General features: G+C 70.7%; 22 protein-coding genes and 1 pseudogene. 8 read left to right on the top strand and 15 right to left on the bottom strand.

Annotated elements, in window-relative coordinates:
- Position 1: 1 nt before the first annotated feature.
- The 8 genes from ACZ4WQ_RS29150 to ACZ4WQ_RS29185 all read right to left on the bottom strand — a co-directional run bounded on the left by ACZ4WQ_RS29150 (position 2) and on the right by ACZ4WQ_RS29185 (position 9878).
- Complete coding sequence (locus ACZ4WQ_RS29150) at positions 2-745, bottom strand: phosphatase PAP2 family protein (protein ID WP_398376603.1); 744 nt, start codon at positions 743-745, stop codon at positions 2-4.
- An 81-nt stretch (positions 746-826) separates the two neighbouring features.
- Positions 827-1507, bottom strand: a complete 681-nt coding sequence (locus ACZ4WQ_RS29155) for a response regulator transcription factor (RefSeq protein WP_311727100.1) — start codon at positions 1505-1507, stop codon at positions 827-829.
- Entirely contained in the window at positions 1504-3570 is a 2067-nt protein-coding gene (locus ACZ4WQ_RS29160) for a PAS domain S-box protein (RefSeq protein WP_468022546.1), read from the bottom strand. The genes ACZ4WQ_RS29155 and ACZ4WQ_RS29160 overlap by 4 nt, the downstream gene beginning before the upstream one ends.
- Positions 3570-4004 carry a hypothetical protein gene (locus tag ACZ4WQ_RS29165; RefSeq protein ID WP_311727102.1) on the bottom strand — a complete coding sequence of 145 codons (435 nt, stop codon included), beginning with the start codon at positions 4002-4004 and terminating at the stop codon, positions 3570-3572. Before ACZ4WQ_RS29165 ends, ACZ4WQ_RS29160 begins: the two co-directional genes overlap by 1 nt.
- 95 nt (positions 4005-4099) lie before the next feature.
- Positions 4100-5794 (bottom strand): hypothetical protein, encoded by a 1695-nt coding sequence (locus ACZ4WQ_RS29170; RefSeq protein WP_385345702.1) that lies wholly within the window; start codon positions 5792-5794, stop codon positions 4100-4102.
- A gap of 25 nt (positions 5795-5819) precedes the next feature.
- Positions 5820-7364 (bottom strand): glycosyltransferase family 39 protein, encoded by a 1545-nt coding sequence (locus tag ACZ4WQ_RS29175; RefSeq protein ID WP_311727104.1) that lies wholly within the window; start codon positions 7362-7364, stop codon positions 5820-5822.
- A gap of 727 nt (positions 7365-8091) precedes the next feature.
- Positions 8092-9384 carry a glycosyltransferase gene (locus tag ACZ4WQ_RS29180; RefSeq protein WP_311727105.1) on the bottom strand — a complete coding sequence of 431 codons (1293 nt, stop codon included), beginning with the start codon at positions 9382-9384 and terminating at the stop codon, positions 8092-8094.
- Positions 9381-9878 (bottom strand): GtrA family protein, encoded by a 498-nt coding sequence (locus ACZ4WQ_RS29185; protein ID WP_398376606.1) that lies wholly within the window; start codon positions 9876-9878, stop codon positions 9381-9383. The genes ACZ4WQ_RS29180 and ACZ4WQ_RS29185 overlap by 4 nt, the downstream gene beginning before the upstream one ends.
- Before the next feature lie 437 nt (positions 9879-10315).
- On the opposite strand from ACZ4WQ_RS29185, the gene ACZ4WQ_RS29190 reads away from it, so the two are divergent.
- The 5 genes and pseudogenes from ACZ4WQ_RS29190 to ACZ4WQ_RS29210 all read left to right on the top strand — a co-directional run.
- Positions 10316-11374, top strand: coding sequence for a S8 family serine peptidase (locus tag ACZ4WQ_RS29190; RefSeq protein ID WP_311727107.1), 1059 nt, complete (start codon positions 10316-10318; stop codon positions 11372-11374).
- Between the two features lie 207 nt (positions 11375-11581).
- Positions 11582-12619 (top strand): glycoside hydrolase family 6 protein, encoded by a 1038-nt coding sequence (locus ACZ4WQ_RS29195; protein WP_398376607.1) that lies wholly within the window; start codon positions 11582-11584, stop codon positions 12617-12619.
- Between the two features lie 312 nt (positions 12620-12931).
- Complete coding sequence (locus ACZ4WQ_RS29200) at positions 12932-13279, top strand: response regulator transcription factor (RefSeq protein ID WP_311727110.1); 348 nt, start codon at positions 12932-12934, stop codon at positions 13277-13279.
- An 8-nt stretch (positions 13280-13287) separates the two neighbouring features.
- The gene (locus ACZ4WQ_RS29205; protein ID WP_398376608.1) at positions 13288-14571 is read left to right on the top strand and encodes a glycoside hydrolase family 5 protein; all 1284 of its coding nucleotides are present in this window, start codon (positions 13288-13290) and stop codon (positions 14569-14571) included.
- Positions 14572-14797: 226 nt separating this feature from the next.
- A pseudogene (locus ACZ4WQ_RS29210) lies at positions 14798-15253 on the top strand (signal peptidase II); the annotation flags it as partial.
- Between the two features lie 22 nt (positions 15254-15275).
- Here ACZ4WQ_RS29210 and ACZ4WQ_RS29215 read toward each other — a convergent pair.
- The 6 genes from ACZ4WQ_RS29215 to ACZ4WQ_RS29240 all read right to left on the bottom strand — a co-directional run bounded on the left by ACZ4WQ_RS29215 (position 15276) and on the right by ACZ4WQ_RS29240 (position 20884).
- The gene (locus tag ACZ4WQ_RS29215) at positions 15276-15758 is read right to left on the bottom strand and encodes an anti-sigma factor family protein (protein WP_398376610.1); all 483 of its coding nucleotides are present in this window, start codon (positions 15756-15758) and stop codon (positions 15276-15278) included.
- Positions 15755-16300 carry an RNA polymerase sigma factor gene (locus ACZ4WQ_RS29220; RefSeq protein WP_352131902.1) on the bottom strand — a complete coding sequence of 182 codons (546 nt, stop codon included), beginning with the start codon at positions 16298-16300 and terminating at the stop codon, positions 15755-15757. Before ACZ4WQ_RS29220 ends, ACZ4WQ_RS29215 begins: the two co-directional genes overlap by 4 nt.
- 126 nt (positions 16301-16426) lie before the next feature.
- Positions 16427-17236, bottom strand: a complete 810-nt coding sequence (locus tag ACZ4WQ_RS29225; protein WP_398376613.1) for a zf-HC2 domain-containing protein — start codon at positions 17234-17236, stop codon at positions 16427-16429.
- Positions 17233-17829: a sigma-70 family RNA polymerase sigma factor gene (locus ACZ4WQ_RS29230; RefSeq protein ID WP_311727116.1), complete on the bottom strand. Its 597-nt coding sequence runs from the start codon at positions 17827-17829 to the stop codon at positions 17233-17235. The genes ACZ4WQ_RS29225 and ACZ4WQ_RS29230 overlap by 4 nt, the downstream gene beginning before the upstream one ends.
- Positions 17830-17974: 145 nt before the next feature.
- Positions 17975-19003, bottom strand: coding sequence for a rod shape-determining protein (locus tag ACZ4WQ_RS29235; RefSeq protein ID WP_385347960.1), 1029 nt, complete (start codon positions 19001-19003; stop codon positions 17975-17977).
- 135 nt (positions 19004-19138) lie between these two features.
- Entirely contained in the window at positions 19139-20884 is a 1746-nt protein-coding gene (locus ACZ4WQ_RS29240) for a bifunctional 3'-5' exonuclease/DNA polymerase (RefSeq protein ID WP_385347963.1), read from the bottom strand.
- Between the two features lie 144 nt (positions 20885-21028).
- On the opposite strand from ACZ4WQ_RS29240, the gene ACZ4WQ_RS29245 reads away from it, so the two are divergent.
- The 3 genes from ACZ4WQ_RS29245 (at position 21029) to ACZ4WQ_RS29255 (ending at position 24071) form a co-directional block, all read left to right on the top strand.
- Positions 21029-22135 carry a glycoside hydrolase family 43 protein gene (locus tag ACZ4WQ_RS29245; RefSeq protein ID WP_311727119.1) on the top strand — a complete coding sequence of 369 codons (1107 nt, stop codon included), beginning with the start codon at positions 21029-21031 and terminating at the stop codon, positions 22133-22135.
- Positions 22136-22612: 477 nt separating this feature from the next.
- Positions 22613-22837: a DUF397 domain-containing protein gene (locus ACZ4WQ_RS29250; protein WP_311727224.1), complete on the top strand. Its 225-nt coding sequence runs from the start codon at positions 22613-22615 to the stop codon at positions 22835-22837.
- Positions 22838-22919: 82 nt separating this feature from the next.
- Complete coding sequence (locus ACZ4WQ_RS29255; RefSeq protein WP_398376617.1) at positions 22920-24071, top strand: site-2 protease family protein; 1152 nt, start codon at positions 22920-22922, stop codon at positions 24069-24071.
- Between the two features lie 52 nt (positions 24072-24123).
- Here the strand turns inward: ACZ4WQ_RS29255 and ACZ4WQ_RS29260 are convergent, their stop codons facing one another.
- Entirely contained in the window at positions 24124-24627 is a 504-nt protein-coding gene (locus tag ACZ4WQ_RS29260; protein ID WP_358843862.1) for an ATP-binding protein, read from the bottom strand.
- Positions 24628-24734: the final 107 nt, after the last annotated feature.

Below are 24734 nucleotides of genomic sequence, written 5' to 3' on the forward strand. Positions count from 1 at the left end.
CTCACCTGCTCACGGGACGAGTGCGGACACGGGCACGGGCGGGCGGCGGGGGAGAGCGCGCGCCGAGCGGGCCGCTCCAGCCGCTCCACCCGAGCCGGCCGGGCCATCGGCTCCGTTCGAGCCATCGCTCCACCGCGGCGACGAACGGCTCGCACAGCGGCAGGGCCAGCAGCACCAGGGCGCCGGCCGCCCAGCCGCCCAGGACGTCGCTGACCCAGTGAGTGCCCAGGTAGACCGTGGCCAGTCCGATGGCGAGGGCCATGGCCCCGGCCGCCGCGCGCGCCGCCCGGCGGTGGCGCCCCGCGAGATAGGCCAGGGTGCCCCAGACGACGACCCCGTTCGCGGTGTGGCCGGACGGGAAGATCATCCCGCCGTGGAACAGCTCGGCCGAGCCGACCGTGTGCGCGTAATGCGGACCGAGACGGCCCACCCCGAGCTTGACGGCGCCCACGCTCGCGTTGAGGAGCGTGAGGGCGAGGGCGAAGACGATCATGGGGCGCACGCTTCCGGTGCGCCAGGAGCGCCAGCCCAGCCAGGCCAGCGCCGCGACGGCGGTGGGGCCGCGCTGGCCCGCGACGATGAACACGTCGAGCGGCCCTTGCGCCCACGGCCAGTGCTTGTACGGCTTGAACAGCGCCACGTGCCAGTCGAGGCGGACCAGGGGCGAGGTGGTGAGCACGCCCACCGCGACCGCCGCGTAACTCGCGGCGGCGGCCGGCAGAAGGATCCGTAGGCTGCGGCGCATGGGGAGGAAACTCGCCGCGGTACGCCCGGAATTCCCCCGAGTGAGGGTTTTGTCCCCCAAAGTGGGGTCAACCGGTCGGCGTCACTCGTCCGGTTCCACGTGACGGAACCCCCAGTCGGCCGCCTTGGCGACCGCCTCCAGCTGGGACCGCACTTCCAGCTTCTCCAGGATCTTGCGCACATGCGTACGCACCGTGGCGTAGCTGATGCTCAGCCGCTCCGCGACGGCCCGGTTGTCCAGGCCCTGGCTCATCAGGGTCAGGATCTCCTGCTCGCGCGGGGTCAGGCTCTCCAGCCGCTCGGTCTGCTGCGCGGAGGAGCGCGCGTTCTCCCGGTGCCGGGCCAGGACCTCGACGAGGGTGCTGGCCGGGATGAGGGTCTCGCCCTCGGCCGCCGAGCGGATGGCCGCGGCGATCTCGTCACCGCTCGCCGACTTGAGCAGATAGCCGCAGGCCCCGGCCTCCACCGCGGCCAGCAGCGCCGAGTCGCTGGCGTCCGCGCTGAGGATCACGATGGCGGTGGAGGGGTCGTTGGCCCGGATCGCGGCCGCCGCGTCGGCTCCGGTGCCGTCGGGCAGTCGGAAGTCGACGAGCGCCACGTCGGGGCCCAGCTCCTTGGCCATGGGGACGACCTCCGCGACCGAGTCGGCCCACCCCACCACGGTCAGGTCCGAGTACTCCGCGAGCAGCGCCCACAGACCCTCGGCCACCACCCGGTGGTCCTCGACGATCAGCACCTTGGTGAGATCGGCCGGCGCGGTCACGACTGCGTGTCCCCTTCCGGACGGTCCAGTTCCGGACGGTCCAGAGGGGCGGGCGAGTCCGGTGCGTCCAGCGGACCCAGGGAGCCCGACGAGCCCGGCGAGTCCAAGGAGCCCGACGAGCCCGGCGAGTCCAAGGAGCCCGACGAGTCCAGGGAGTCCGGGTAGCCCGAGGTGTCCGCGGGGCCGAAGGGCAGCGGGCCGCGGCCCGGGGCCTCGCCCAGCGGCACCCAGAACTCGACCGTGGTGCCCGCGCCCGGCGCGCTCTCGATACGGCACCAGCCGCCCGCGATCTGCGCCCGCTCCTGGATGAGCGACAGGCCCAGATGGCCGGGGCGGGACTCCACCTCGAGCGGGTTGTAGCCCTGGCCGTCGTCCACGATCCGCACCAGGCAGCCCTCGTCGAGCCCCAGCAGCTGCACATGCACGGTCTTCGCCCGCGCGTGCTTGCGCACGTTCATCAGCGCTTCCTGCGCGGTGCGGTAGATCAGGGCCATGGTCTCGGGCGGCGGCTTGGCCGCGATCCGGTCCTCCAGCCGGTACTCGACGCCAGTCTCGGTGCGTATCTGCTCCAGGAGTCCGCGCAGCGCGGCGGCCAGGCAGCCGTGCTCCAGGCTGGACGGGCGCAGGTCGAAGATCAGCTGGCGCAGCCGGCTCAGCGACAGCTTGAGGGTCTCGTCCAGCTTCTCCATGATCCGCTGCTCATCGGGGTCGCGCAGCCGCCGCCGCAGCTGCTGGAGCCGCAGGCTGGCCGCCGTGATGACCTGGATGGTGTCGTCGTGGATGTCGGCGGCGATCCGCCCGCGCTCCGCCTCCTGGGCGTGCACGAGATGGCTGAGCAGCGCCTGGCGGTCCCGGTCGGTGATCTCCAGCAGCTCCAGACTGCGCTCCAGGACGAACTGGGCGCGCTGCACCTCGGTGATGTCCTTGATGGCCAGCACGGTCAGCAGCCCGTCCTCGGTGCGCAGCGGGATGATGCTGACGTCGGCCGGGAACTGCTTGGCGTCGCTGCGCCGCCCGACCAGCTCCATGCTGTGGCCCAGGGGTTCCTCCGCGGAGTCGGCCCAGTCGCGCAGCGAGATGGTCAGCGGCTGGTCGGGGAGGAGCGCCTCGACGGCGCGGCCTATCAGCTGGTCGCGGTCGTAGCCGAACAGGGCCTCGGTGCGGCGGTTGGCCGTCTGGATCCGCCCGGCGGAATCCACGATCACCATGGCGTCCGGGGAGGACTCGATGACCTGCCGGAACCGGCCCTCGGCCGCCCGCAGCTGGCTCAGGTCCGCGACGAAGACCACACACCGGGGCCGCCTGCCCTGGAGATGGCCGCCGCTGAACTGGGCGGGGAACTCGGTGCCGTCCCGGCGCCGCCCGGTCATCGCGGAGGGAGCGGTGAACTGCCGCCCGATCAGCTGCTCGGCGGCGGTGTGGTAGCGGTCGGGGACCAGGTCGCGCAGCCGCTTGTCGCGCAGCTCGGCCGAGCTGTAGCCGAACATGTGCCGGGCGTGTGCGTTGGCGGACTCGATCCGCCCGCGGGCGCCGACGATCAGCACCCCGCACGGCGCCTGGCCGAGCAACTCCAGGTACGACTCCTCGAGCCGGTTGCCCACCAGCTCCTCGAACCGCCAGGAGGCGCGGTCGGCCCGCCGCAGCGGCTCGGCGCAGTCGGCGACGAGCTCCCCGGCCATGGAGAACTGGTCGCGGGCGGCCCGGGTGATCGCTTCGAGGATCTCCTCGGCGGGGGTGCCCTTGACCAGGTAGCCGGTGGCCCCGACCGCGAGCATGTTGAGCACGGTCTCCCGGTCACCGTGGGCCGAGAGGGCCACCACGCGGGCCCCGGGCACCTGCTCACGGATGGCGCGGACGCTGCTGGGCGCGTCGCCCCTGGGCATGTGCACATCCATGACCACGACACGGGGGCGGTGCTCCACCGCGGCGCGGATGGCCTGCTCGTGGTTGACGGCCAGGCCCACCAGCGCCAGGTCGGGGTGGGAGTCGACCAGGTCCGCGAGCGCTTCCCGGACCACGGGGTCGTCATCGGCCACCACGACTCGGATCCGGTCGTCGCGCATCAACCTCCACCTCCCTTGAGGACGGCACCTTGGAGCTCCAAGGTGGTCAGTTCGTCACGCCGGCAGTGCGCCAGCGATGGCATGACAGCGGCCAGCGGAGCCACCAGCACCTGGTAGTGGCTCCCGATGCGGTCGCATACGGCGACCGCCGCCGCGGCGTCCCACACCGCGGCCCAGAAGGCCCAGTCGTGCCTGCCGAGCGCCCGGGCGGTGTCCAGGGCGCACCGGCGCGCCACGGAGGCGGCGACCAGGATCCGGTACTGCTCCTCGTCGGACGTGGTGCGGTGGACCTCAGCCCACCCCTCGGCGCGGGTCTGGCTGGAGGTCTGCTTCCACAGATCGGCCACGCGGTCGATCTCCTCCGGGGAGAGGTCCTCGATGTGGGTCAGGAATTGTAGGACTCTTCGAGAATTCGGGCCGAAAATAACACTCATAGGACACTCCAGGACATGCATGGTACAACTATGGAACACCGGGCTTGTCTGTAGTTGTCCCCGGCCAGCCCCCCCGGCACCGTGACTACGCATCTCTAGTGCCCCTGGCCCTGGCCGCTCGTGTTGTTGATGCCGGCCTTGGCGACCCCGCCGCTCTTGGAGCCGATGAGCTTGAAACTCACACCGTTCTCGTCCGCCGAGGTGATCCGGTACGAGCCCACGGCCGCCGCCTTGCCCCGGCCGTCCACCTGGAAGACCGCGATCTTCCGTCCGGCGACGCTGCCGCTGCCGGCGTAGACGGTCACCGTCTCGTTGGGCGCGAACCCGGAGCAGTAGAAGCTCAGCGTGGTGCCCGCCTTGCCGCCGAAGGTGCTGGGCTCGGCGCTGGGGGAGTACGGCAGCACGGTGAAGCCCGAGCGGACCACGGCCCGGCTCTGGTCGCCGATCGCGGTCAGGCTCTGCCTGCCCTTCAGCCCGAACGGCACGTCGAACGCCACGTCGCGGATCTGGCCGAAGGAGTTGGCCTGCGTGGTGAAGGCGGGGAGACCGGTGGTGGCGTTGATGTAGACCAGCACCCGCTCGTTCGGCGCGAACCGGTTCCCCGACAGCCTGATCCGCTGCCCGGCCTTCAGCGCGTACGGAGAGGACTTGATCGCCGGGTACAGGCTCAGCATCTGGAACGGTGCGGTGGCCGTGGTCTTGCTCTGCTGGCCGACCAGCACCAGCGTGCTCTGGCCCGTCGGGGCGACGCCGACCCTGATGTCCGCGCGGCCGACCCCGCCCGAGCTGTCGGTGCGCAGCCTGGCGACGGGGGTGCCGTTGGTCCGGCCCCAGAAGACGTTGATCTGCTCGCCCGGCTTGAAGCCGCGGGCGCTGATCGAGACCACGTCGCCCGGCCGGCCGACCATCTTGTTGATCCTCGCGGTGCCTATCGAGCCACCGGAGATCAGCTCGGCCTGGGCCGTCCGGCCGCCGCCGCGCTGCTGCGCGACCAGCGTGCCGGGCCTGCCGCCCAGCGACTCGGGCATGGTGAAGTTCACGTAGAGCGAGCCGTGCTTGTCCGTCCGGACCGTCCGGATGGGACGGCCCTTGGCGCCCGACCGCTTGGTCTTCAGCAGCAGGTCCACCGTGCTCTTGGGGGCGAAGCCGCCGCCTTCGACGGACGCCTTGCCGCCGGGGGCGACCAGGCCCGGATTGATGACGATGATCGGCCCGGAGGCCTGCGGGACCCGCTGATTGCCCAGCTTGATCGTCTTGGGCTTGGTCGTCGGGCGGATCTCCTGCTCCTGGGTCTTGCTCTTCTTCTGTGCGCTTCCGCCGCCGGACGAGTTGAGGGCGTTCCCGAGGCCGCCGCCCGCGACCATCTTGACCAGCGATCCGAGGATCGCGATGGCCACGATGCCCAGCAGGACCGTCTTCCAGGAGACCCGCTTGCGCTTCCCCCCGCCGGCGCTCGGCTCCCCCGGAGAGGCCTCGGAAGTCTCGGAGGTCTCGGAGGCCTTGGAAACCCTGAGGGTCTTGCTGGTCTTGGTGGCGCGTCTCGGCGGGGGCTCGTCGTAGTCGGCGTAATCGTCGCCGGAGCCTTCGTAGTCGTCGTAGTCGGCGTACTTGTCGTACTTTTCGTCGTCGCCGTATTCGCCGAAGTCGTCGCCCCCGTCGCCCCCGTCGCCTCCGTCGCCCCCGCTGTCGTTTCTGTCGTCTCCGTCGTCCCCGCGTTGCCCGGCCGCCTCACGGGTGTCGAATTCGTCGTCGTACTCTTCGTACTCGTCGTAGTCGTCGTACTCGGGCATGGCCTTCACCTCCTCTTCCGGCGGGCTACTTGTTCACCCGATAGATTTCAAGCCTGATGCCACCCCGGATGTCCGCCCATACCCTTTCCGAATTCCGTAGTGCCGCCAGGATCCAGTTCTCCCGGCCGTCGCCGTTGTTGCGGTGAATTGCGTTGCGCATCTTGTTGGACATGATGATGTAGTCGACGTTCTGCCATCTCTTGCGGAAGAGCTTGTCCCGCAGGGCAGGGTCGGACGAGGCGTTCCAGTGGGAATGCGCGTACGGATAGACCGGGTGCACGTCATGCAATTCACCCCACATGTCGTCGTCCATGATGATCCGCGCCTTGGGCGAGACGTGCTTGCGCACCCAGGCGATCTGTGCCAGCTGCATATGGGTCAGGGCCAGCTTGGACTGGTACTGGTCCGCGACCGCGACGCGGCCCTCGGTGTTGACGGTCAGGATGTATCCGGTGGAGGGCGAGGCCAGCAGCATGACGGCGAGCGCCGCGGGCACCGCGATCCGTACCTTGGCACTCGCCCGCCCGAGCACCTTGCGGAGCACCGGACGCCTCAGCAGTCGGTCCGTGACCATGCCGATATTCATGGCGAACATCGGAATCAGCGGGGTGATGTAGAAGTCCAGCACCACGCTGCCGCGCAGCAGATAGAAGGCATATCCGAAGCCCAGTGTCCCGGCGACGAAAAACCCCAGATCCCGCCGGTGTTTCCGCATTCCCCACCACACGCTGATGACCGTGGTGGCCATCCCGGCCAGCAGCAGAAACGAGTCCCGGGGCAGCCAGCTGGTGTACAGCAGACCGTGGTGGTTGAGCAGGCTGCCCTGACTACGGTTGATCTGCCACCACAGGGTGTAGAGCAGCGAGACGTGGTCCGCCGGCGGGTTGGCCAGGTCGAAGTCGAGCCCGCTGGGCAGCAACTCGTTCTTGAGCAGGGCGTATGTGACATAAGCGCCCACCGGGGCCGCCGCGGCGAACGGCCACAGCGTCCGGGTGAACCGCTGGCTGGGTGAGAGCCGGATCCTCCGATACAGCAGATAGAGGAATGTTGGGGCGAAGAAGAGCGCGTTCTCCTTGGTGATCAGCGCGGCCCCGAGGGCGAGCCCGCCGGCGAAGGCCGATCTGATCGTGGTCTCCCGGCGCAGCAGAGCGAACAGGGCCAGCAGCACCCAGAACATCATCAGGTTGTCCAGCAGCACCTGGCGCTGGTAGTAGACCGAGATCGGCGAGCAGTTGAAGAAGAACGCGGCGATGGTGGCGGCCAGCACGGTGCCGGACAGCCTCCGGGTGACCTCGAAGAGCAGCACCACCGAGCCCAGATGCACCAGCAGCATCAGGAATCGGCCGGTGTTGATCGCGTTGCCGAATGCCTCGAACTGCTTCGGCAGCGGGAACGCCCAGCCGGCCAGCGTGATCCAGCCCGCCGGGGCGTGGTCGTAGTCGTAGGTGTACGGGGACAGCCTGGTCTCTCTGACCAGCGACCACGCCCGCTGCATATAGATGCCCTCGTCGGTGAGGTACAGCGGATAGCGGAACAGGTGGTAGCCGTGCGTGAGCAGCCCGGTGAGCACGGACAGGAGCAGCGCCAGCCGACCGCGGCGGTCCAGCCGGGGGAAGATGCCGCGCTCGACGGACAGCCGGGGCGGCGGGCGGCGCCGCCGGGGCGGCGGGGGCGGGCGCTCCTCGACCGCGACCCCGCCCTGGGGCCGCTGGGGTCGCCGGGACTGCTGGGGCCCGTCGGGTCGCTGGGGGCGCTGTCCCTCGGGTCGCTGGGGGCGCTGGGGTCGCTGACCCTCGGGCCGCCGGGGCCGCTCGGGCCGGTCGGGGCGGTCGGGTCGTTGGAGACCCTCGGGCCGCCGGGGCCGGTCGGGCCGGTCGGGCCGCTGGAGACCCTCAGGTCGCCGGGGCCGGTCAGGTCGGTCAGGCCGGTCGGGTCGTTGGAGGCCCTCGGGCCGCCGGGGCCGGTCGGGCCGGTCAGGTCGGTCGGGTCGCTGGAGGCCCTCGGGCCGCCGGGGCCGGTCGGGACGCGGGGGTCGGTCGGGCCGCTGGAGCCGCTCGGACCCCTCGGGCCGCTGAGGCCGCTGAGGCCGCTCGGACCCCTCGGGCCGCTGAGGCCGCTCGGACCCCTCGGGCCGCTGAGGCCGCTCGGACCCCTCGGGCCGCTGAGGTGGCTCAGGTCGTTCGGGCCGCTGGAGGCTCTCAGGGCGCTGAGGCCGCTCGGGACGCTCAGGCTGCTGGGGTTCCGGCGGGTCCGGCGGGTCCGGCGGGCGCGGGTGCGGGGGGCGCGGGGGCGTGGGGTCATGCGACACGGGAGTCCGCCTCCTCGGGACGGGTGCGGTGGGCACCCACGTGCTGGGTCTTCTCCCAGTCGCGCCGGCCGAGCAGCTCGCGCCGCATGGCGCGCACCGCGGCATAGGCGAGGACCATCTGGAAGGGGAACCAGGCGATGGCCATCTTCACGAGCGTCTTCGGGGTGGCCTCCAGCCCGTGCGCGGCGGTGAACTCGTACAGTCCCACCGCGTTCACCAGGAAGTGCGCGCACAGCAGCAGGATGGGCAGATAGGAGAAGAGCGCGATCAGCACCGGCACCTTGAGGACCAGGATCATCCCCAGGGAGATCGGCAGATACAGGCCGAGCAGCGCCTGCCCGCGCGGAAACGCGAGGACGTAGAAGGCGAGCCATCGCTGTTTGCGCGTGGGCATCTGTTTCCAGGTGCCTTTCTTCAGGGTCTGCATGAACCCCTGGCTCCAGCGGGTGCGCTGCCGGATGAAGTGGCCGAGGGTCGGTGGCGTCTCCTCCTTGGTCACATAGCGGTCGTCGTAGACCACGCGCACTCGCTCGCCGCTGGCCGACACCCGCAGGCCCAGGTCCGCGTCCTCGGTGAGGTTGCGCTCGTCCCAGCCGCCGAGCCGGACCAGCAGTTCGCGAAAGAAGAAGACGGTGTTGCCGCCGAGCGGAATGGAGCCGAAGTGGGCGTGGTAGTGCAGTCGGCTCTTGAACCAGAAGAAGTACTCCAGGACGTTGAGCGTGGAGTACCAGTTGGAGTCGAAGTTCATCAGCTGGACGCCCGCTTGGACCACGCGCACCCGCTCCTTGAGCATGACCGTGTTGACCAGCAGAAAGATCTCGGGGTGGATGTCGTCCTCGGCGTCGAAGATCGTCACCACCTTGTGAGTGGTGTGCGGCAGAGCCACGTTGAGCCCGTGGGGCTTGTTGACGGGCTTGTCGTCGAACACCACGACCTCGACGTTGTGCAGCCCCTCCCGCTCCAGCTCGGCGACTTTCTCTTCCGCCTTTTTGATCGTGCCGGTGTCGTCCTGCGAACAGATCACGAAGACCTCCAGCAGCTTGGCCGGATAGTCGGCCCGCACCACCCGCTCGATGGTGGTCTGGATGACGTCCTCCTCATGGCGCGCGGGCAGCAGTACGCTGAATGACAGCCGCGGCCTGACAAAGGTTTCCGGGGCCTTGGCCTTCTGCTCGGCGTCCGTCCGGTCCCAGGTGTAGAGCATCAGATAGAGCACATGGGCCGACTGTATGGTCAGCAGCACCGAGACCAGCACCAGGCTCAGGTAGATAATGGAAATCATCGGTCCTGCCTCCCCCAGACCCAGCCCGCGCTCGCCGCGAAATTGGCCGCGAAGGCGGCGGCGATGCCGATACCGTTCGCCAACAGCAGATGGAGTCCCGCGCGTTCCAGCAGCCAGACCGCCATGACATTGACCGCGAGCCCGCACAGCACGGACACATTGAATTTCAGGAACCGTCGGACGGACGGGGTGCTCACCGAGAAGGTCCACCGGTCGTTGAGCAGATAGTTGTGGACCACGGCGAGTTCCACCGCGATCGGGGAGGCCGCGAGCAGCGGCCAGTGGGCCCAGTGGTAGAGCGCGAAGAGGGCTGCCGTGTTCACCAGCACGCCACCCACGCCGACCACCGCGAATCGCAGCACCAGACCGCTCAGGGCGGCCAGCGGGCCGCTCGTCGAGAGCGCGCGAAAGAACCTTCCTTTTCGCTTGCGGGTGTTGTCCACCCGTTCGCTCGGGTCGCTTGTGCGATCGCTGAACGTTCCGAAACGCTGCATCGCGACTCCCTACGCAGGAGGCTCTATCGCCGATGTCAGTCCAAGAGTGCGCCCCCGGATTTCCGAGGACATCACGCGTTCGGGGGAGGGCGTACTCCACCTTCGATGGACCGGCTTTCTCCCCCGTTTTGGGGAGGCGCGGAAACCGGGCCTGGAACCGGTCCCCCAAAAAGGGGAGCGGCAGGTCCCCCGCGCGCGGGTGTCCCCACCACGGGGGTCCGCAGAAGATGAAACGGCCAGGCGTCTGCCGACGGCCTCGCGTCCCCCCTGGGATGAAGCCTGGGATGAAGGTAGGTGACGTAATGTCAGATCGCGTGATACCGCACCGTTCATTCGCCGCCCGGACCGGGACCGTCATCGCCCTGATGGCGCTCTCACTCGCCCCCTCCGCAGCGGCCGCCGTTTCCGCCGTTTCCGCGGATTCCGATTCCGGCGCGATGCACGATTCCGAATGGGCGCTGACCGCGCTCCAGGCCAAGAAGGCGTGGAAAATCAGCAAGGGCGCCGGGGTGACCGTCGCGGTCATCGGCACCGGCGTCGACGCCGCCCATCCGGATCTGCGCGGGCGGGTGCTGGCCGGCAAGGACTTCGGGGACGGCCCCAGCGGCACCAGCACCCGCGACCAGGGGGACGCGATGGAGCAGGCCACCCACGCGGCCGGGATCATCGTGGGGACCGGCCGCAACTACCGGGGCAACGGGCTGCTGGGTCTTGCGCCCCAGGCCCGGGTGCTGCCGCTCGGGGTGTACGAGGACCGGAAGCCGCAGGTCGACGCCACCGCCAGGGCCATCCGCCACGCGGTGGGCCGCGGCGCGAAGGTCATCGATGTGGCGGTGTCCTTCAAGAAGCCGAACGCCGCGCTGCGGTCGGCGGTGACGTACGCGATCGGCGAGGACGCCGTGGTGGTCACGGGCGCGGGCGACAACGGCAAGGACGGCAACCGCCCCACCTACCCCGCCTCCTACCCCGGGGTGGTCTCCGTCGTGGCGACCGACGAGAAGGGCGCCGTGTGGACCGACTCGCACCACGGCGGGGGCGTGACCCTGGCCGCGCCCGGCGTCGCCATCCTGACCACCGCCCCGAACAAGGACTACTGGACCGGCGCGGGCACCGGCTACGCCGCGCCGTGGGTCGCGGCCGGCGCCGCCCTCGTACGCTCGGAGCACCCGCGCTGGACCGCCGGCCAGGTGGTGCAGAAGCTGATCGACACGGCCGACCGCAAGGGGTCATCGGGGCGTGACCCGCGCTATGGCTTCGGGCTGATCGCCCCGGCCAGGGCGCTGGCGGACCGCGCGGCGCCGCCCGCCTCCACCAGCCCGCCCGGCTCCGGAAAGGCGACCGCCGAGTCGAAGCGCGAGCACTCCGCGGCCCGGTCCGAGGAGGGGTCGGCGATGGTGGCGATAGGCGCGGTCGCGGGCGCCCTGGTGGTGCTCGCCGTCATCGCGGTCTTCCTGATCAGCCGCCGCAAGCCCCCGTCGAACAACTCCGACAGCTGACCGGCGGCCCCGGTGAACGGCGGACCCGGCGTGAGCGAGAGGGCCCCTGGGCGACTGGGGCTCTGGCGACGGTTGAGGCTACAGGTGCTGTTGTGGCTGATAGTGCTGCCGAGGTGGCTGGGGCTCGGGCCGGTACCGATACGGCTGCGCATGGGGGGATGGCGGCTGGGCCCGCGGCAACGGCTGCGTCAGGGGGGATGGCGGCGGTTGGGGCCGAAGGGGCGGCGCACGGGCCGCCGGTCCCCGCTGCTGACCGGCAGGGGCATCGCCCAGCTGCTGGCCCTGGCCCTGGTGGCCGAGGTCGCGACGGCCGCGACGGTGCTCCACCCGGGGGCGGCCCGGCCCGGGGAAGGATCCGTCTTCCACCTGGCCAAGCCGTACTTTCCGGCCTCCACCCGCTTCTACACCGACCCCGACAACCCGGCGGCACAGTGGGTGCGCGGCAACGCCCACGACCGCCGGGCGGCGGTCATCGGCAAGCGCATCGCCGACCAGCCGCAGGCCGCCTGGTTCACGGACACCGACCAGGGCCGGGTCGAGTCCCAGGTGCGGGGCGTGGTGCGGGCGGCCCGGGCCCGCGGGCGGCTGCCGGTGCTGGTCGCGTACGCCATCCCGCAGCGCGACTGCGGAAAGCACAGCTCCGGGGGCATGGCGAATCTGTCCGGGTACCGGGACTGGATCGGCGGCTTCGCCAGGGGGATCGGCGCCTCGCGCGCCGTCGTCATCCTGGAACCGGACGCGCTGGCCCACCTGACCTGCCTGAAGCGACGGCAGCAGGGGCAGCGGTACGCGGCCCTGACCCACGCCGGGCGGGAACTGCGGAAGCGGGCCCCGCACGCCCGTATCTACTACGACTCCGGGAACTCCCGCTGGCTCCCCGCGCCGGTCATGGCCGAGCGGCTGAAGCGCGCGGGGATCGACCGGTACGGGGACGGCATCGCCCTCAACGTCTCGAACTTCAATGCCACGCGCGACGAGGTCCGCTACGGCCTGTCCGTCCTCAGGGAGCTGCGCCGCCCCCGGCTGGGGGCCGTGATCGACACCAGCCGGAACGGCGCCGGACCCACCCGTGACCACCGCTTCTGCGATCCGCCGGGGCGCCGGCTGGGCACGCCGCCCACCGCCCGCACCGGGATTCCCGGGATCGACGCGTATCTGTGGGTCAAGCAGCCGGGCCAGGCCGACGGCTGCGCCGCGACCGCCGGGCTCTTCGTCCCCGGCTACGCCTTCGGCCTCACCCGCTGAGCCCCTGCCCCTGAGCCCCTGAGCCCCCCAGTCCTGGGGCTCAGGGGCTGTTTCGGGCCTGCGGTCGTCACTCTACGCATCTGATCCAGTGCACAGCGGAGCGAAACTGCCCGACCAAAGCGGACATAGGGCTATCAAAGCGGCCGAATTCCGCCTACCTCAATCGAGGTAGGCGGAATTCGGTCGTTTGGCGTGCCCGGCATTCCCGCAATTGAGGTAGCGGGATTTCAGTCAGGCGTACGGTGATTCGCCCCCGGTGGGTTCCCTAATGTCGTTGAGCGAAAGGGAAAGCCGCCTGAAGGAGCTCCACCGATGAAAAGAGTTCTCGTCGTGGAGCACCACCATCTGGTTTCGAGTGCGATCGCCGACCTGGTCGACGAGACACCCGGACTGGAGCTGGCCGGCGCCGCCAGATCGGTTCGTGAAGCAATTTCACTGGCCGAGCGCAGGCAGCCGGACGTGGTGCTCATCGACGTGGACAAGTCGAGCTGGAAATCGCTCCGTCTCGACCTGTTGGTCGCAGATCTCCTTCCCCGTGCGCGGCTTGTCCGGCTGACCGCAGTCTCCGACCCGCGAATGGAATGTCTGGAATCTCCGACGAATAATCCCAGCGTCCTGAAAACAGCCATACCCCAATTCCTCAGGAGTCTCACCGAATGAATTCCCCCATGGACAACAACGTTCCGACCGTTTCCGAGACCACCGGGTCGAAGCGTGGGCAGCGTTCCTACCGCCTGCGTGTCGGTATCGCGGCTGGTGTTGTCGTGGCTGCTGCCGTCGGTGGCACCGTGACCGCGTTCGCCCTGAATTCCGACGACAACGCTTCGTCCTCCACCGCCTCGTCCGTCGCGTCAGCGAAGGGCAAGGGCGGCGCGGCCGTCGACGGTCCGCTGTCCACCCGTGGTGGCGACATCGTGGACTCCAAGGGCCACAAGGTGGTGCTGACCGGTGTGAACTGGTTCGGTGCCGAGACCGGCAGCTTCGTGCCGCACGGTCTGTGGACCCGTAGCTGGCAGAGCATGCTCGACCAGATCGCGCACAACGGCTTCAACACGATCCGCCTCCCGTACTCCAACGAGATGTTCGCGGCCAAGAGCAAGCCCAACGGGATCGACTTCAAGCAGAACCCGGACCTCAAGGGCCTCACCGGTCAGCAGATCATGGACAAGATCGTCAAGGGTGCCACCGACCGCGGCATGATGGTGATCCTGGACCAGCACCGTCCGGACCAGTACGGCCAGAGTGAGCTGTGGTACACCCAGAACCTCACCGAGAAGCAGTGGCTGGACGACTGGACCCAGCTGGCCAAGCGCTACAAGGACAACCCCCGGGTGATCGGCGCCGACCTGCACAATGAGCCGCGTGGCCAGGCCACGTGGGGCGACGGCAACCCGAAGACCGACTGGCGCATGGCGGCCGAGAAGGCCGGTAACGCGATCCACGCCGTCAACAAGAACTGGCTGATCTTCGTCGAGGGCACCGACCGTCACAAGAACGAGCAGTTCTGGTGGGGCGGCGACCTCCAGGGTGTGAAGAAGTACCCGGTCACGCTGAAGGAGAAGAACAAGGTCGTCTACTCGCCGCACGACTACGGGCCGGGTGTGTACAACCAGAACTGGTTCATGGCCAAGGACTTCCCGAAGAACATGCCGGCCATCTGGCAGAAGCACTGGGCCTACATCAAGAAGGAGAACATCGCTCCGCTGATGCTCGGCGAGTTCGGCGGTCGCAAGACCGCGGGCAAGAGCTCCGAGGCCGTGTGGCAGAACGCGCTGATGGACTACCTCAAGAAGAACCAGATCAGCTACACCTACTGGTCCCTGAACCCGAACTCGGGTGACACCGGTGGTGTCCTGAACAACGACTGGAAGACGGTCGACAAGAACAAGATGAAGATGCTGTCCAAGTACCAGGCGCCGCTGCTGTCGGCCAAGGGGAAGACGTCGGAGTAACCCCCTCGGTACGACGGCCGCCGGACCCGGCGGTGGACAGCGAGGGCCCGCAGGCATCCCGCCTGCGGGCCCTCCGTCGTGTGTCGGTCCGGAGACGTCGTGTCCGGAGGCATGGGCTCACGCGGGCCAAAAACCCGGGCGCATCGGGAAGCGGGAGCTCACCTCGCCGGGTTTCCTCTCCGGGCCCGTTTCCGCACCGGCCCCCGAAAGCGCGAGGAGGCCGACGATGAAGCCCCAGCAGCGCACCGGCCGCGTACTCTTCCCGCTGGCCGTAGCGGCGGTGGCGGTGGCCGACCAGGTGACCAAGGCCCTGGCGGTGGCGACCATCGGCGGCACCTTCGGGCCACAGGGCGAGTTCGGTCCGATGCGCACCCTGCTGGTGCGCAACACCGGGGTGGCCTTCGGCCTGGGGCGGGGCCGGCCCCTGCTGATCACCCTCATCACCGTCGCCGGGGCGCTCGCCACGCTGGCCGCGGTGGGCGCGGGGCTGCGGGTCCGCACCCGGACCCGGGCCCTGGCCCTCGGGCTGATCGCCGGGGGCTCGCTCGGCAACGGCGCCGACCGGGCCGTACGACACCCCGGGCCGCTGCGGGGCGCGGTCATCGACTGGATCACGGTCTCGCCCCGCGGCCCGGTGTTCAACCTCGCCGACGCCGCCCTGGCGGTCGGCGCCTGCCTGATCGTCCTTGTCCTGGTACGCGACCTCAGGCGCCCGCTTTGGGGACCGCGCTCTCGCTGGCGTCCGGCTCCCCGGGCGGCAGCGGCGCCTCTTCGGGCGCCAGGTCCTGAGTCCGGTCCCGGGGAAGGTCCCGGTCCCGGGGCAGGTCCCGGGGAAGGTCCCGGTCCCGGGGCAGGTCCCGGTCCCGGTTCTGCGGTCGCTCCTCGGTCCGGCCTCGGCTCGGGTCCTGGTCCGCGAGGGAGCCCACGAGGTCGCGCAGCCGCCCGAGCGCCGCTTCGTCCGGGCCCTCGCGGGCCCCGCGGGAGGCCAGCGCGTTCGTGATGCGCTGATACGCGGCCAGCTCCCGGGCGCAGCGGTGGCACCGCGCCACATGGGCCCGGACCCGGCGCGCTTCCGGCGCGTCCAGCTCACCGTCCAGATACGACTGGAGCTCCGCGCCGTCCGCGAGGCACTCCTCGGCGTGGCCGCGCTCGGCGCTCCGCCACCACATCCACCATCTGCTGCTCATGCCCCACCTCGCTGTCCTTGGGGTTCCGCGGCCACCAGCCGATCCCGGATTCTTTTGCGCGCCCGGTGCAGCCTGCTCATCACCGTCCCCTTCGGCACGTCCAGCACCCGCGCGGCCTCCGCGTACGACAGCCCGTCCACATGCACCAGCCGCACCACCTGCTGGTCGCGCAGCGGCAGCGCCGTGAACGCGGCGTCCACGGCCTCGTCGAAGGCCGTGTCGACCACCAGCTCCTCGGGTGTCGCGCCCGGGGCGGACGCGAGCCGGTCGAGTTCGGTGTCCGGGTCGTCGAGCAGATGAGGTCTGCGCTGACGGCGGCGGCTCACCTCGGCGTGCCGCATGATCGTCAGCAGCCAGGCGCGCGGATGGCGGCCGTCGAAGCGGCCGACCGCCCGGTAGGCCCGGAGCAGGGTGTCCTGCACCAGATCCTCGGCGTCGGCGGGCTGTGCGGTCAGCGACATGGCCACCCGCAGCAGCACCTCCACCTCGGGGAGCACGTACTGGGCGAACATGCGCTGTTGACGGGCGTCCGGGTCAGCCACGGGTGCCTCCTCGGATCCTGACCCCCCGGGACGCGGTGACGACTGTCACACTCTGTGTAACATCGCGCTGGTCCCGCCGCACGCCGCGATCGGCGGAACGGGTGGCTCACCCCTTCGACGGGTGGCTCACACCTTCACGGAGACCAGGAGCTTCCCGTCGAGCGTGCGGATCTCGAAGTGGTCGATGTCGGCCAGCTTGTAGGCCGCGCCGCCCTGGGTGAACAGGGGGTCCCGGGCGCTCTTGTCCGTGCTGTCCGGGATGCCGTACCCCTGAGGCGGCACCGACCAGGTCGTCATGACCTGCTTCTCACCGCTCTTGGGGACCGCGATCAGGCTGCACGCGAGGGGGCCCTTGACGTTCTTCAGCCGCAGCATGGCGTCGGTGCCCCACTTCTTGTCCGTCACCGCGATCGTGGCGTTCACCTTGGTGTCCGGGTCGGTGGCCTCGACCTTGGTGGGCACCTTCTCGAAGGTCTCGCTCGTGGTGGTCGCGGTGATCGCCGTGGTCGAGCCGTCGTCGGAGGTGAGGGCCACCGCGCCGAGCGGTCCGCCGATGATCAGGACGGCGGCCGCGGCCACCAGGGAGAGGTGCCGGCGGCGCCGCCGGCGGCGGACCACCGCGACCTCGCCGACCATACGGTCCAGCAGCCCGGGGCCCGGGCGTGCGGTGAGCGTCTCGATGGCGTTGGGGGTGGCGGTGAAGGAGTGCGGGACGTGGGTGAGCCCGGGCCGGCCCGGGGCACCGTGGATGCCGGGGACGCCGGAGGCCAGCTCCGCCAGCATGGGTTCAAGCCCCGCCAGCTCGTCGAGCCGGCTTCCGCACTGTTCACAACCGGCCAGGTGCTGCTCGAAATACGTGGCATCCGCATCGTCGAGGAGGCCGAGTACGTACGCGCCGACGGCGTCGTGCCCGGCGTGGGGCGCCTGCGCGGTCATGCCGTCACTCCTCTTTCCTCGAGCGCGAGCTTCATGGAGCGCAGCGCGTAGAAGACCCGGGACCGCACGGTCCCGCTGGGTATGCCGAGCGTCTGGGCCGCCTCGTTGACCGTGCGGCCCTTGAAGTACGTCTCGACGAGCACCTCGCGGTGCGCGTCGCTGAGGTCGTGCATCGCGTCCGAGAGGGTCATCAGCCGCAGGGCGCGGTCGATCTCGTCCTCGGCCGGCATGAGCTCCAGCGGGGAGGGGTCGACCTCCTGCGGGCGGGCCTGGCGGCTGCGGTGCCCGTCGATGACGATCCGCCGGGCCACCGTGACCAGCCAGGGCCGGATCGAGCCGGTGGCCCTGCTGAGCTGGTCGGCGTTGCGCCAGGCACGGACCAGGGTCTCCTGGACGACGTCCTCGGCCCGGTGCCGATCGCCGGCCACCAGGCGCAGTACGAAGGCGAGCAGCGGCCCGGCGTGCTCCTGGTAGAGCGCGCGCATGAGCTCCTCGTCCGGCGTACCGCGCTGGGATCTCGACCGATGCGCATCGGTCACGGCGGCGTCGTCGCGCACCAGAACCTCCAGGACGGAACCCGAGTTGGACAACATCAACAGACACTCCCGGTGTGTGGGCCGGGGGTTGTGTGGCCCGGACGGCCTCTTCCTCCATCACTACGGACGGGGCGGGAGTGCCGCTCAACTCGTGCCGAAGATTCTTGAAGAGAACGCGGACGGCGTCCGATCTCACCGGCTCTCAGGAGGACAGGGGGTCCAGGATGACGGGCCGCACCGAGCCCTCGAGCATCGCGCCCAGCCCCTCGACCGCGCAGGTGTCGGGGTGTTCGGCGATGTGCAGCGGCATGCCGGTCGCATCCCGCAGCAGATCCTCGAACCCGGGCAGCCCCGCGCTTCCGCCCGCCAGCATGATGCCGCGCTCCGCGAGGTCGGCGACCAGGTCGGGCGGGCAGCGGCGGAGCACCGCGCCGATCGCGTCGAGCACCCCGGTCAGCGGGGTCTGCACCACGGCCCGGATGCCCTCGATGTCGATCTGCACCGAGCGGGCGAGGCCGGTGGCCACGTCCCGGCCGTGCACCTCGGTGCCGTCCATGGCCGCTCCGGCGCCGCTGAGGGCCAGGTGCAGCGGACGGATCGCCTGGCTCGGCAGCATCAACGCATGCTCGTTGCGCACATGTTGGACGACGGCGTGAGCGATCGTCTCCCCGCCGACCGGCACCCGCTCGGCGGCCACGATCGAGCCCAGCGACAACACCGCGACCTGGGTGGTGGCCGCCCCGCACACCACGATCATCGTCGCCTCGGGCCGCTCGACCGGCAGGCCGCAGCCCACGGCGGCGGCGACCAGGCTGTCGACCAGCTCCACCCGCCGGGCGCCGAGCCCGGTCAGCGTCTCGACGGCGGCGCGCTCCGCCAGCGGGTCCGCGTCGTACGGGACGCAGACGGCGGCGCTCACCAGCGGCTTGCGCCGCCAGGCCCGGCGCAGCTTGTTGCCGACGAGGAACCGCAACATGCGCTGGGCCATAGCGATGTCGACGACCCTGCCGCCGGACACGGGCCGCACGACCCGGATATGAGAGGGCGTACGGCCGGTCATGCGCTCGGCGAGCGTGCCGACCGCGATCAGCCCCCCGGTGCGGGTGTTCACGGCGGCGACGGACGGCTCGTCGACGATGAGCCCTTTGCGCTTGAGATAGACCCGGGTCCTGGCGGCGCCGAGGTCGACGGCGATGGAGCAGCGGCGCAGCCGCTCGAGGCTGATGGTCATGTCAGGTCTCCTGCCTGGGCGGCGTGACGGGCCGTCGCCCCGGCGGCCCTGTGATCATCGTGAGCGCCGCACCGCGCGCCTCGCCTCCGGTGGTGAGCCGGTCGGGCGAGCGCTTCCCCTGGCCCCCGCCGCTCCCTAGTCCCTGCCGTCCGAGTGATCCGCGGTGTCCAGGTAGTCCTTGACGTCGTACTCCTTGGCGTCCGCGTAGCACTCCACGGCGGCCGTGGTCAGCGGAAACCGCACCGGCGTCTCGCCGAAGGCGATCCGCCCCGCCGTCTCGCCCGCCGCCGCGATCGCCTCCCGCACCGCGGGGGCCTCCTCGGCCGGGCAGTGCACGATGACCTCGTCGTGCTGGAAGAAGACCAGCTCCGCGCGGAGCCCCGCCCCGGCCAGCGACTGCCGCAGCGCGGCGAGCATCAGCACCGCCCAGTCGGCGGCGCTGCCCTGGACGACGAAGTTGCGGGTGAACCGCCCGCGGGCGCGGGCGCCGGCCGTGCTGCCGTACCTCGGCTCCTCCTCCAGATCGCGCGGCAGGCCCGCCTCGTCGGCCGCGTCGGCGGAGGTGGTGGCCGGCGGGCAGGTGCGGCCCAGCCAGGTGCGCACCAGCCGCCCCTCCTCGCCCGCCCGGGCCGCCTCGTCCACATAGGCGACGGCCGCCGGGAAGCGGCGCCGCAGGGCCGCGAGGTGCTTGAGGCCGTCGCCCGAGGTCTGGCCGTAGATCGCGCCGAGGAGCGCGAGCTTGGCCAGCTCGCGCCGGCCGGAGAAGGCGCGGTCGGACAGCGTCGCGTACAGATCCCGGCCGCTGCCCGCGACCTCCATCAGGCCCGGGTCGCGGGAGATGGCCGCCAGCACGCGCGGCTCCATCTGGTCGGCGTCGGCGACCACCAGCCGCCATCCCTCGTCGGCGACCACCGCCCGCCGCACCACCCGGGGGATCTGGAGCGCCCCGCCGCCGTTGGTGGTCCAGCGGCCGGAGACCGTGCCGCCGGGCAGATACTCGGGGCGGAAGCGGCCGTCCCGGACCCAGGACTGAAGCCACGCCCAGCCGTGCGCGGTGTGCAGGCGGTACAGCTTCTTGTAGCGCAGCAGCGGTTCCACGGCGGGGTGGTCGATGCCCCGCAGCTCCCAGGCGCGGGTGGAGCCGAGCGCGATGCCCGCGCGCGCGAACGCCTTGACGACCTCGGCCGGCAGATCGGGCCGCACCCGTACGCCCCCGAAGGCGCGGGACACCTCGTCGGCCAGCTCGGCCAGCCGCTGCGGCTCCAGGCCGCCCGGGTATCTCTCGCCGAGCAGCTCGTCCAGCAGCTCGCGGTGGCGGTCGGCCCGCCAGGGCACCCCGGCCCGCCGCATCTCCGCGGCCACCAGCGTCCCGGCCGATTCGGCGGCCGTCAGCAGCCGCATCCGGCCGGGGTGCTCGGCCGCCTCCGTACGGGCCAGCTGTCCGGCGTAGACCGCGAGCAGCCCGTCGAGGGGGTCGGTGCCGGGCGGCAGCGGCACCGGGCCGGGCTCGAAGAGGGACGGCTGGGTCTCGGCGGCCCGCACCGGCGGGTCGTCGGGCACGGCCAGCCCGCGCAGCCGCGCCCACGCCGCGGCCAGCGAGCGCGGCTCACCGGACCGCCCCTCGTGGCCCAGCAGCAGCGCCTCGGCGGCCTCGATGTCGTAGCACCGCTCGACGCGGACGCCGGCGGCGAGCAGGCGGGGGTAGACCTCGGCGGTCGACCGCCACACCCAGCGCTCGACCTCGGGCCGCGACCGTACGGCCTGGGCGACGCCGCCCGCCGCCGCCGTGACCTCGACGACCGGCCCGGCGGCCCGCCCCGTGGGGTCCAGCGGGCAGAGCCGGGCACCCCCGTCGCCGGTCTCCGCCACCGCCCATCTCATGTCGCCGAGTGTGACAGGGGGGTCTGACAGGCCTCATGCCCGTGCGGTTACGGCTGTGAATTGGGTTGACCGTGTGGCGCGGCGGTCCTACGGTCCGTCCGGAATGACGAAAAGCGTTCGAAATGTCGAACCTTGGAGCCGTCAATGACCCCCACCCGTACCCGAGTGCTGCCGCTCCTCGTGGCGGTTCTCCTCGCGCTCCTGGCCCTGCCCCAGACGGGCGGCGCCCCCGCGGCCAGGGCCGATTCGCCCGCCGCCGGAGCCGACTCCGCCGTGGCGGCCGGGACGTTCACCAACCCGATCGTGACGCAGAACGGCGCGGACCCGACGATCATCCGCTACGCCGGGTACTACTACCACCTCGGCACCACCTGGGCCTCCCACTGGGAGATGCGCAGATCGCCCACGCTCGGCGGGCTGAAGACCGCGACCCCGACCACGGTCTACCGCGAGACCGTCGCGTCCCGCTGCTGCAACTTCTGGGCGCCCGAGCTGCACCGTCTCAACGGCTCCAACGGTCTGCGCTGGTATCTGACCTACAGCGCGGGCGTCTCCACGGACATCGACCACCAGCACGTCCACGTCCTGGAGAGCGCCGGGAACAACCCGTTGGGCCCGTACACGTACAAGGGCCAGGTCGATCCGTACGGCGACAACCGCTGGATGATCGACAGCAGCTATCTCTCCCTGCCCGACGGCCGCCTCTACCTGCTCTACTCCTTCTGGGAGGGCGGCACGCAGAACCTGTACGCGGTCCGGATGAGCAATCCGTGGACCCCGACCGGCGGGGCCGTCCGCATCGCGACCCCCACCTACGGCTGGGAGAAGGTGGGCTCCGGCGTCAATGAGGGGCCGACCATTCTCCAGCACGACGGGCGGACGTTCCTGACCTTCTCCGCCTCGCACTGCGACACCCCGGACTACAAGCTGGGGCTGATGGAGCTGACCGGCGGCGACCCGCTGGCGGCTGGCGCGTGGAAGAAGTTCGCCAACCCGGTCTTCCAGCGGAACGACGCCAACGGGGTCTACGGGCCCGGCCACAACTTCTTCTTCCCGTCGCCCGACGGGAAGGAGGTCTGGATGGCCTACCACGCCAACTCCAAGGCCACGGACGGGTGCAGCGGCACCCGGACCACCCGGGCCCAGAGGGTGAACTGGAACGCCGACGGCACCCCGAACTTCGGCACACCGGTCTCCACGTCCATCGCGCTCGCCGAGCCTTCCGGCACCCCGGCCGCCGCGCGGCGCTGACCGTAAGGGAGCGGAAGCGCCGACCGTACGGGATCGGAAGCGCCGGCCGAACGAGAACCGCGGGTCACGCTGATGGCCTGCGGTTCTCGTATGTCTGCGGGAACCCCGCCGACCGCGGGAATCCCGCTGTTCGCGAAAACGCCGTACGCGCGCTTTGGGCGGTCTTTTGGGTGCCATGCCCCGGAATAACGGAATCCGGAAGAATTTCCGGGTGTGGGCGAACCCGGCGGGCGTCGGTGGCGTCACATCTATAGACCGTGCGGATCGTCTATGTCCTACGCTTCCCGGTGATCATCGGGTGATCATCGGGTGATCATCCGGATACGCATGGTGCACGTGCATCTGCTGGTGCATCTGCGAATGCATTTGATCGTTCGGATGCCCATGCATTCGCAGGCCAACAAGGTTATGATCCGGGTCAGTTGACAGCTGCACTAACAGTGGAGAGCCCCTGTGCGCGACCACCCGTACAACGGCATGGCGGCCGTGGACCTTCAGGGGGCCGCCTGGCAGAAGAGCACCCACAGCAATTCGCAGGGCTCGTGTGTGGAGTTCGCCAAGCTGCCGGGCGGGCATGTCGCCGTACGGAACTCCCGCTACCCGGACGGCCCCGCCCTCATCTACACCCCGGCCGAGGTCGAGGCGATGCTGCTCGGCATCAAGGGCGGCGAATTCGACCACTTGGTGAGCGACCCGGTCTGACGCGCCCGTTCCCGCTCCGCCGAGCGACACTGGTAGGTGGGCTTGGTGTCCGGCTGGATGAGACGGCTGGGGTGATACGGCGATGAACGGGTCGGTACGTGTCGGACATGTCCTCGGGGTGCCGCTGCGGATGCACTGGAGCGTCCCGGTGCTGGTGGCCCTGCTGGCCTACGGGCTGGGCCGCCAGACGCTCCCGGCCTGGACCCCGGGCCACTCCAGCGCCACCTACGCGGCCGCGAGCGTGATCGGGGCCGTGCTGCTGATGGGGAGCCTGCTGCTGCACGAGGCCGCGCATGCGGTCGCCGCCCGCAGCAAGGGCGTCTCGGTCCAGGATGTGACGCTGTGGGCGCTGGGCGGCATGACCCAGATGGGGCGGCCGCGGACCGCCGGGGTGGCGCTGCTGGTGGCCATCAGCGGCCCGATCACCAGCCTGGTGATCGGGGGCGTCGCGCTCGGGGCGGGCCTCGGGGCGCGTGGTCTGATCGGCTGGGGGGTGGTCGCGGCGCTGCTGGTGTGGCTGGGGTGGGCCAATCTGCTGCTGGGGATCTTCAATCTGCTGCCCGCCGCGCCGCTGGACGGGGGGCGGGTGGTGCAGGCGGTGATGTGGTGGCGTACGGGGGACCGGGAGCGGGCCGAGCGGGCCGCGGGCCGCAGCGGACAGATCTTCGGCCTGGCGATGATCGCCTTCGGCTGGGTGTCGTTCATCCGCGGGGCCACGGGTGGGCTGTGGTTCGCGCTCATCGGTCTCTTCATGGTGATCGTCGCCAACGCGGAGCGGCAGCGCGCCACCATCAACGAGGCGCTGCGCGGGGTGCGGGTGTCCGACGCCATGTCCCACCCGGTGGCCGCCGGGGCCGACTGGCTGTCCGTGGACCGCTTCATCGACGAGGTGGCGGGGCCCGCCCGGCACACGGTGCTGCCGGTCATCGACTTCGAGGGCCGGCCGAGCGGGGTGGTGAGTCTGCGCGGGCTCGCGGCGGTGCCGCCCGAGAGCCGGGAGGGCAGGCGGGTGCGCGATGTGGCCACGCCGGTCTCCCGGTGCACGCTCGCCGTGCCGGGCGATCTTCTGAACGAGGTCATGGAGCGGGGGGCGCGGCCCGGGGCCGCCATGCCGATCCTGGTCGTCGACCATGGCCATCTGGAGGGGATCGTCACCGCACATGATGTGACGCGGCTCTTCCAGCAGCACGCGCTGGGGATGACGGCCGCCCCGCCGAAGCCCAGCGCGCTGTGACCCGCCCGGAGGGCCGTCATCCCCGGCGTGGGCGGTTCTACCGTGGGTGGTTCTACCGTGGGCGCGGCAGCAGGAACAGCGCCCAGACCACCTTGCCGCGCAGGGTTCCGGCCAGGGGGTGCCAGCCCCAGTCGTCGGTGAAGGACTCCACGAGGTAGAGCCCTCTTCCCGATTCCTGGCCGGCGTCGGCCTCGCCGGCCACCGGGCTCTTCTCGCTCGGGTCCCGGACCGCGCACACCAGGCGTGAGTGCCAGCGCATCAGATGCAGCCGCACCTGTGTCTCGCTCTCCGCGCGGGGCGGGCCGTCCGGGCGGCCACCGGAGACGCCATGGCGCAGGGCGTTGGTGACCAGTTCGGAGACGACCAGGGCCACCTCGTCGAACATCTCGGGAAGGTCCCACTGTTCGAGCGTGGCCCCGGTGAACCGACGGGCTCCCTGGACCGCTTCGAAGCGGGTGGGTAGTGAGCAGGACGCGGAACCGGAAACGCCGGGGGCGTCGATCGGGGGGAGCCCCCGCCACACGGGCTCCAGCATGGTCGAGCCTTCGGTCCCCATGCGAGCTACTCCTGCATCCGTGGCCCTGACGAATCCTGGCCAGATCTCGTACGAGCTTGCACGTGCGCAAGACCTATGGTTCCGAATGCGCACAACGTATGCAAGGG

The organism is Streptomyces sp. NPDC028305, from assembly GCF_055569495.1.

Excerpts from the sequence above, each read along its gene's own strand:
- ACZ4WQ_RS29150 (WP_398376603.1), bottom strand. The coding sequence starts at position 745 with ATGCGCCGCAGCCTACGGATCCTTCTGCCGGCCGCCGCCGCGAGTTAC.
- ACZ4WQ_RS29160 (WP_468022546.1), bottom strand. The coding sequence starts at position 3,570 with ATGCGCGACGACCGGATCCGAGTCGTGGTGGCCGATGACGACCCCGTG.
- ACZ4WQ_RS29165 (WP_311727102.1), bottom strand. The coding sequence starts at position 4,004 with ATGAGTGTTATTTTCGGCCCGAATTCTCGAAGAGTCCTACAATTCCTG.
- ACZ4WQ_RS29170 (WP_385345702.1), bottom strand. The coding sequence starts at position 5,794 with ATGCCCGAGTACGACGACTACGACGAGTACGAAGAGTACGACGACGAA.
- ACZ4WQ_RS29180 (WP_311727105.1), bottom strand. The coding sequence starts at position 9,384 with ATGATTTCCATTATCTACCTGAGCCTGGTGCTGGTCTCGGTGCTGCTG.
- ACZ4WQ_RS29185 (WP_398376606.1), bottom strand. The coding sequence starts at position 9,878 with ATGCAGCGTTTCGGAACGTTCAGCGATCGCACAAGCGACCCGAGCGAA.
- ACZ4WQ_RS29190 (WP_311727107.1), top strand. The coding sequence starts at position 10,316 with ATGCACGATTCCGAATGGGCGCTGACCGCGCTCCAGGCCAAGAAGGCG.
- ACZ4WQ_RS29200 (WP_311727110.1), top strand. The coding sequence starts at position 12,932 with ATGAAAAGAGTTCTCGTCGTGGAGCACCACCATCTGGTTTCGAGTGCG.
- ACZ4WQ_RS29205 (WP_398376608.1), top strand. The coding sequence starts at position 13,288 with ATGGACAACAACGTTCCGACCGTTTCCGAGACCACCGGGTCGAAGCGT.
- ACZ4WQ_RS29215 (WP_398376610.1), bottom strand. The coding sequence starts at position 15,758 with ATGAGCAGCAGATGGTGGATGTGGTGGCGGAGCGCCGAGCGCGGCCAC.
- ACZ4WQ_RS29225 (WP_398376613.1), bottom strand. The coding sequence starts at position 17,236 with ATGACCGCGCAGGCGCCCCACGCCGGGCACGACGCCGTCGGCGCGTAC.
- ACZ4WQ_RS29230 (WP_311727116.1), bottom strand. The coding sequence starts at position 17,829 with ATGTTGTCCAACTCGGGTTCCGTCCTGGAGGTTCTGGTGCGCGACGAC.
- ACZ4WQ_RS29235 (WP_385347960.1), bottom strand. The coding sequence starts at position 19,003 with ATGACCATCAGCCTCGAGCGGCTGCGCCGCTGCTCCATCGCCGTCGAC.
- ACZ4WQ_RS29240 (WP_385347963.1), bottom strand. The coding sequence starts at position 20,884 with ATGAGATGGGCGGTGGCGGAGACCGGCGACGGGGGTGCCCGGCTCTGC.
- ACZ4WQ_RS29245 (WP_311727119.1), top strand. The coding sequence starts at position 21,029 with ATGACCCCCACCCGTACCCGAGTGCTGCCGCTCCTCGTGGCGGTTCTC.
- ACZ4WQ_RS29250 (WP_311727224.1), top strand. The coding sequence starts at position 22,613 with ATGGCGGCCGTGGACCTTCAGGGGGCCGCCTGGCAGAAGAGCACCCAC.
- ACZ4WQ_RS29255 (WP_398376617.1), top strand. The coding sequence starts at position 22,920 with ATGAACGGGTCGGTACGTGTCGGACATGTCCTCGGGGTGCCGCTGCGG.
- ACZ4WQ_RS29260 (WP_358843862.1), bottom strand. The coding sequence starts at position 24,627 with ATGGGGACCGAAGGCTCGACCATGCTGGAGCCCGTGTGGCGGGGGCTC.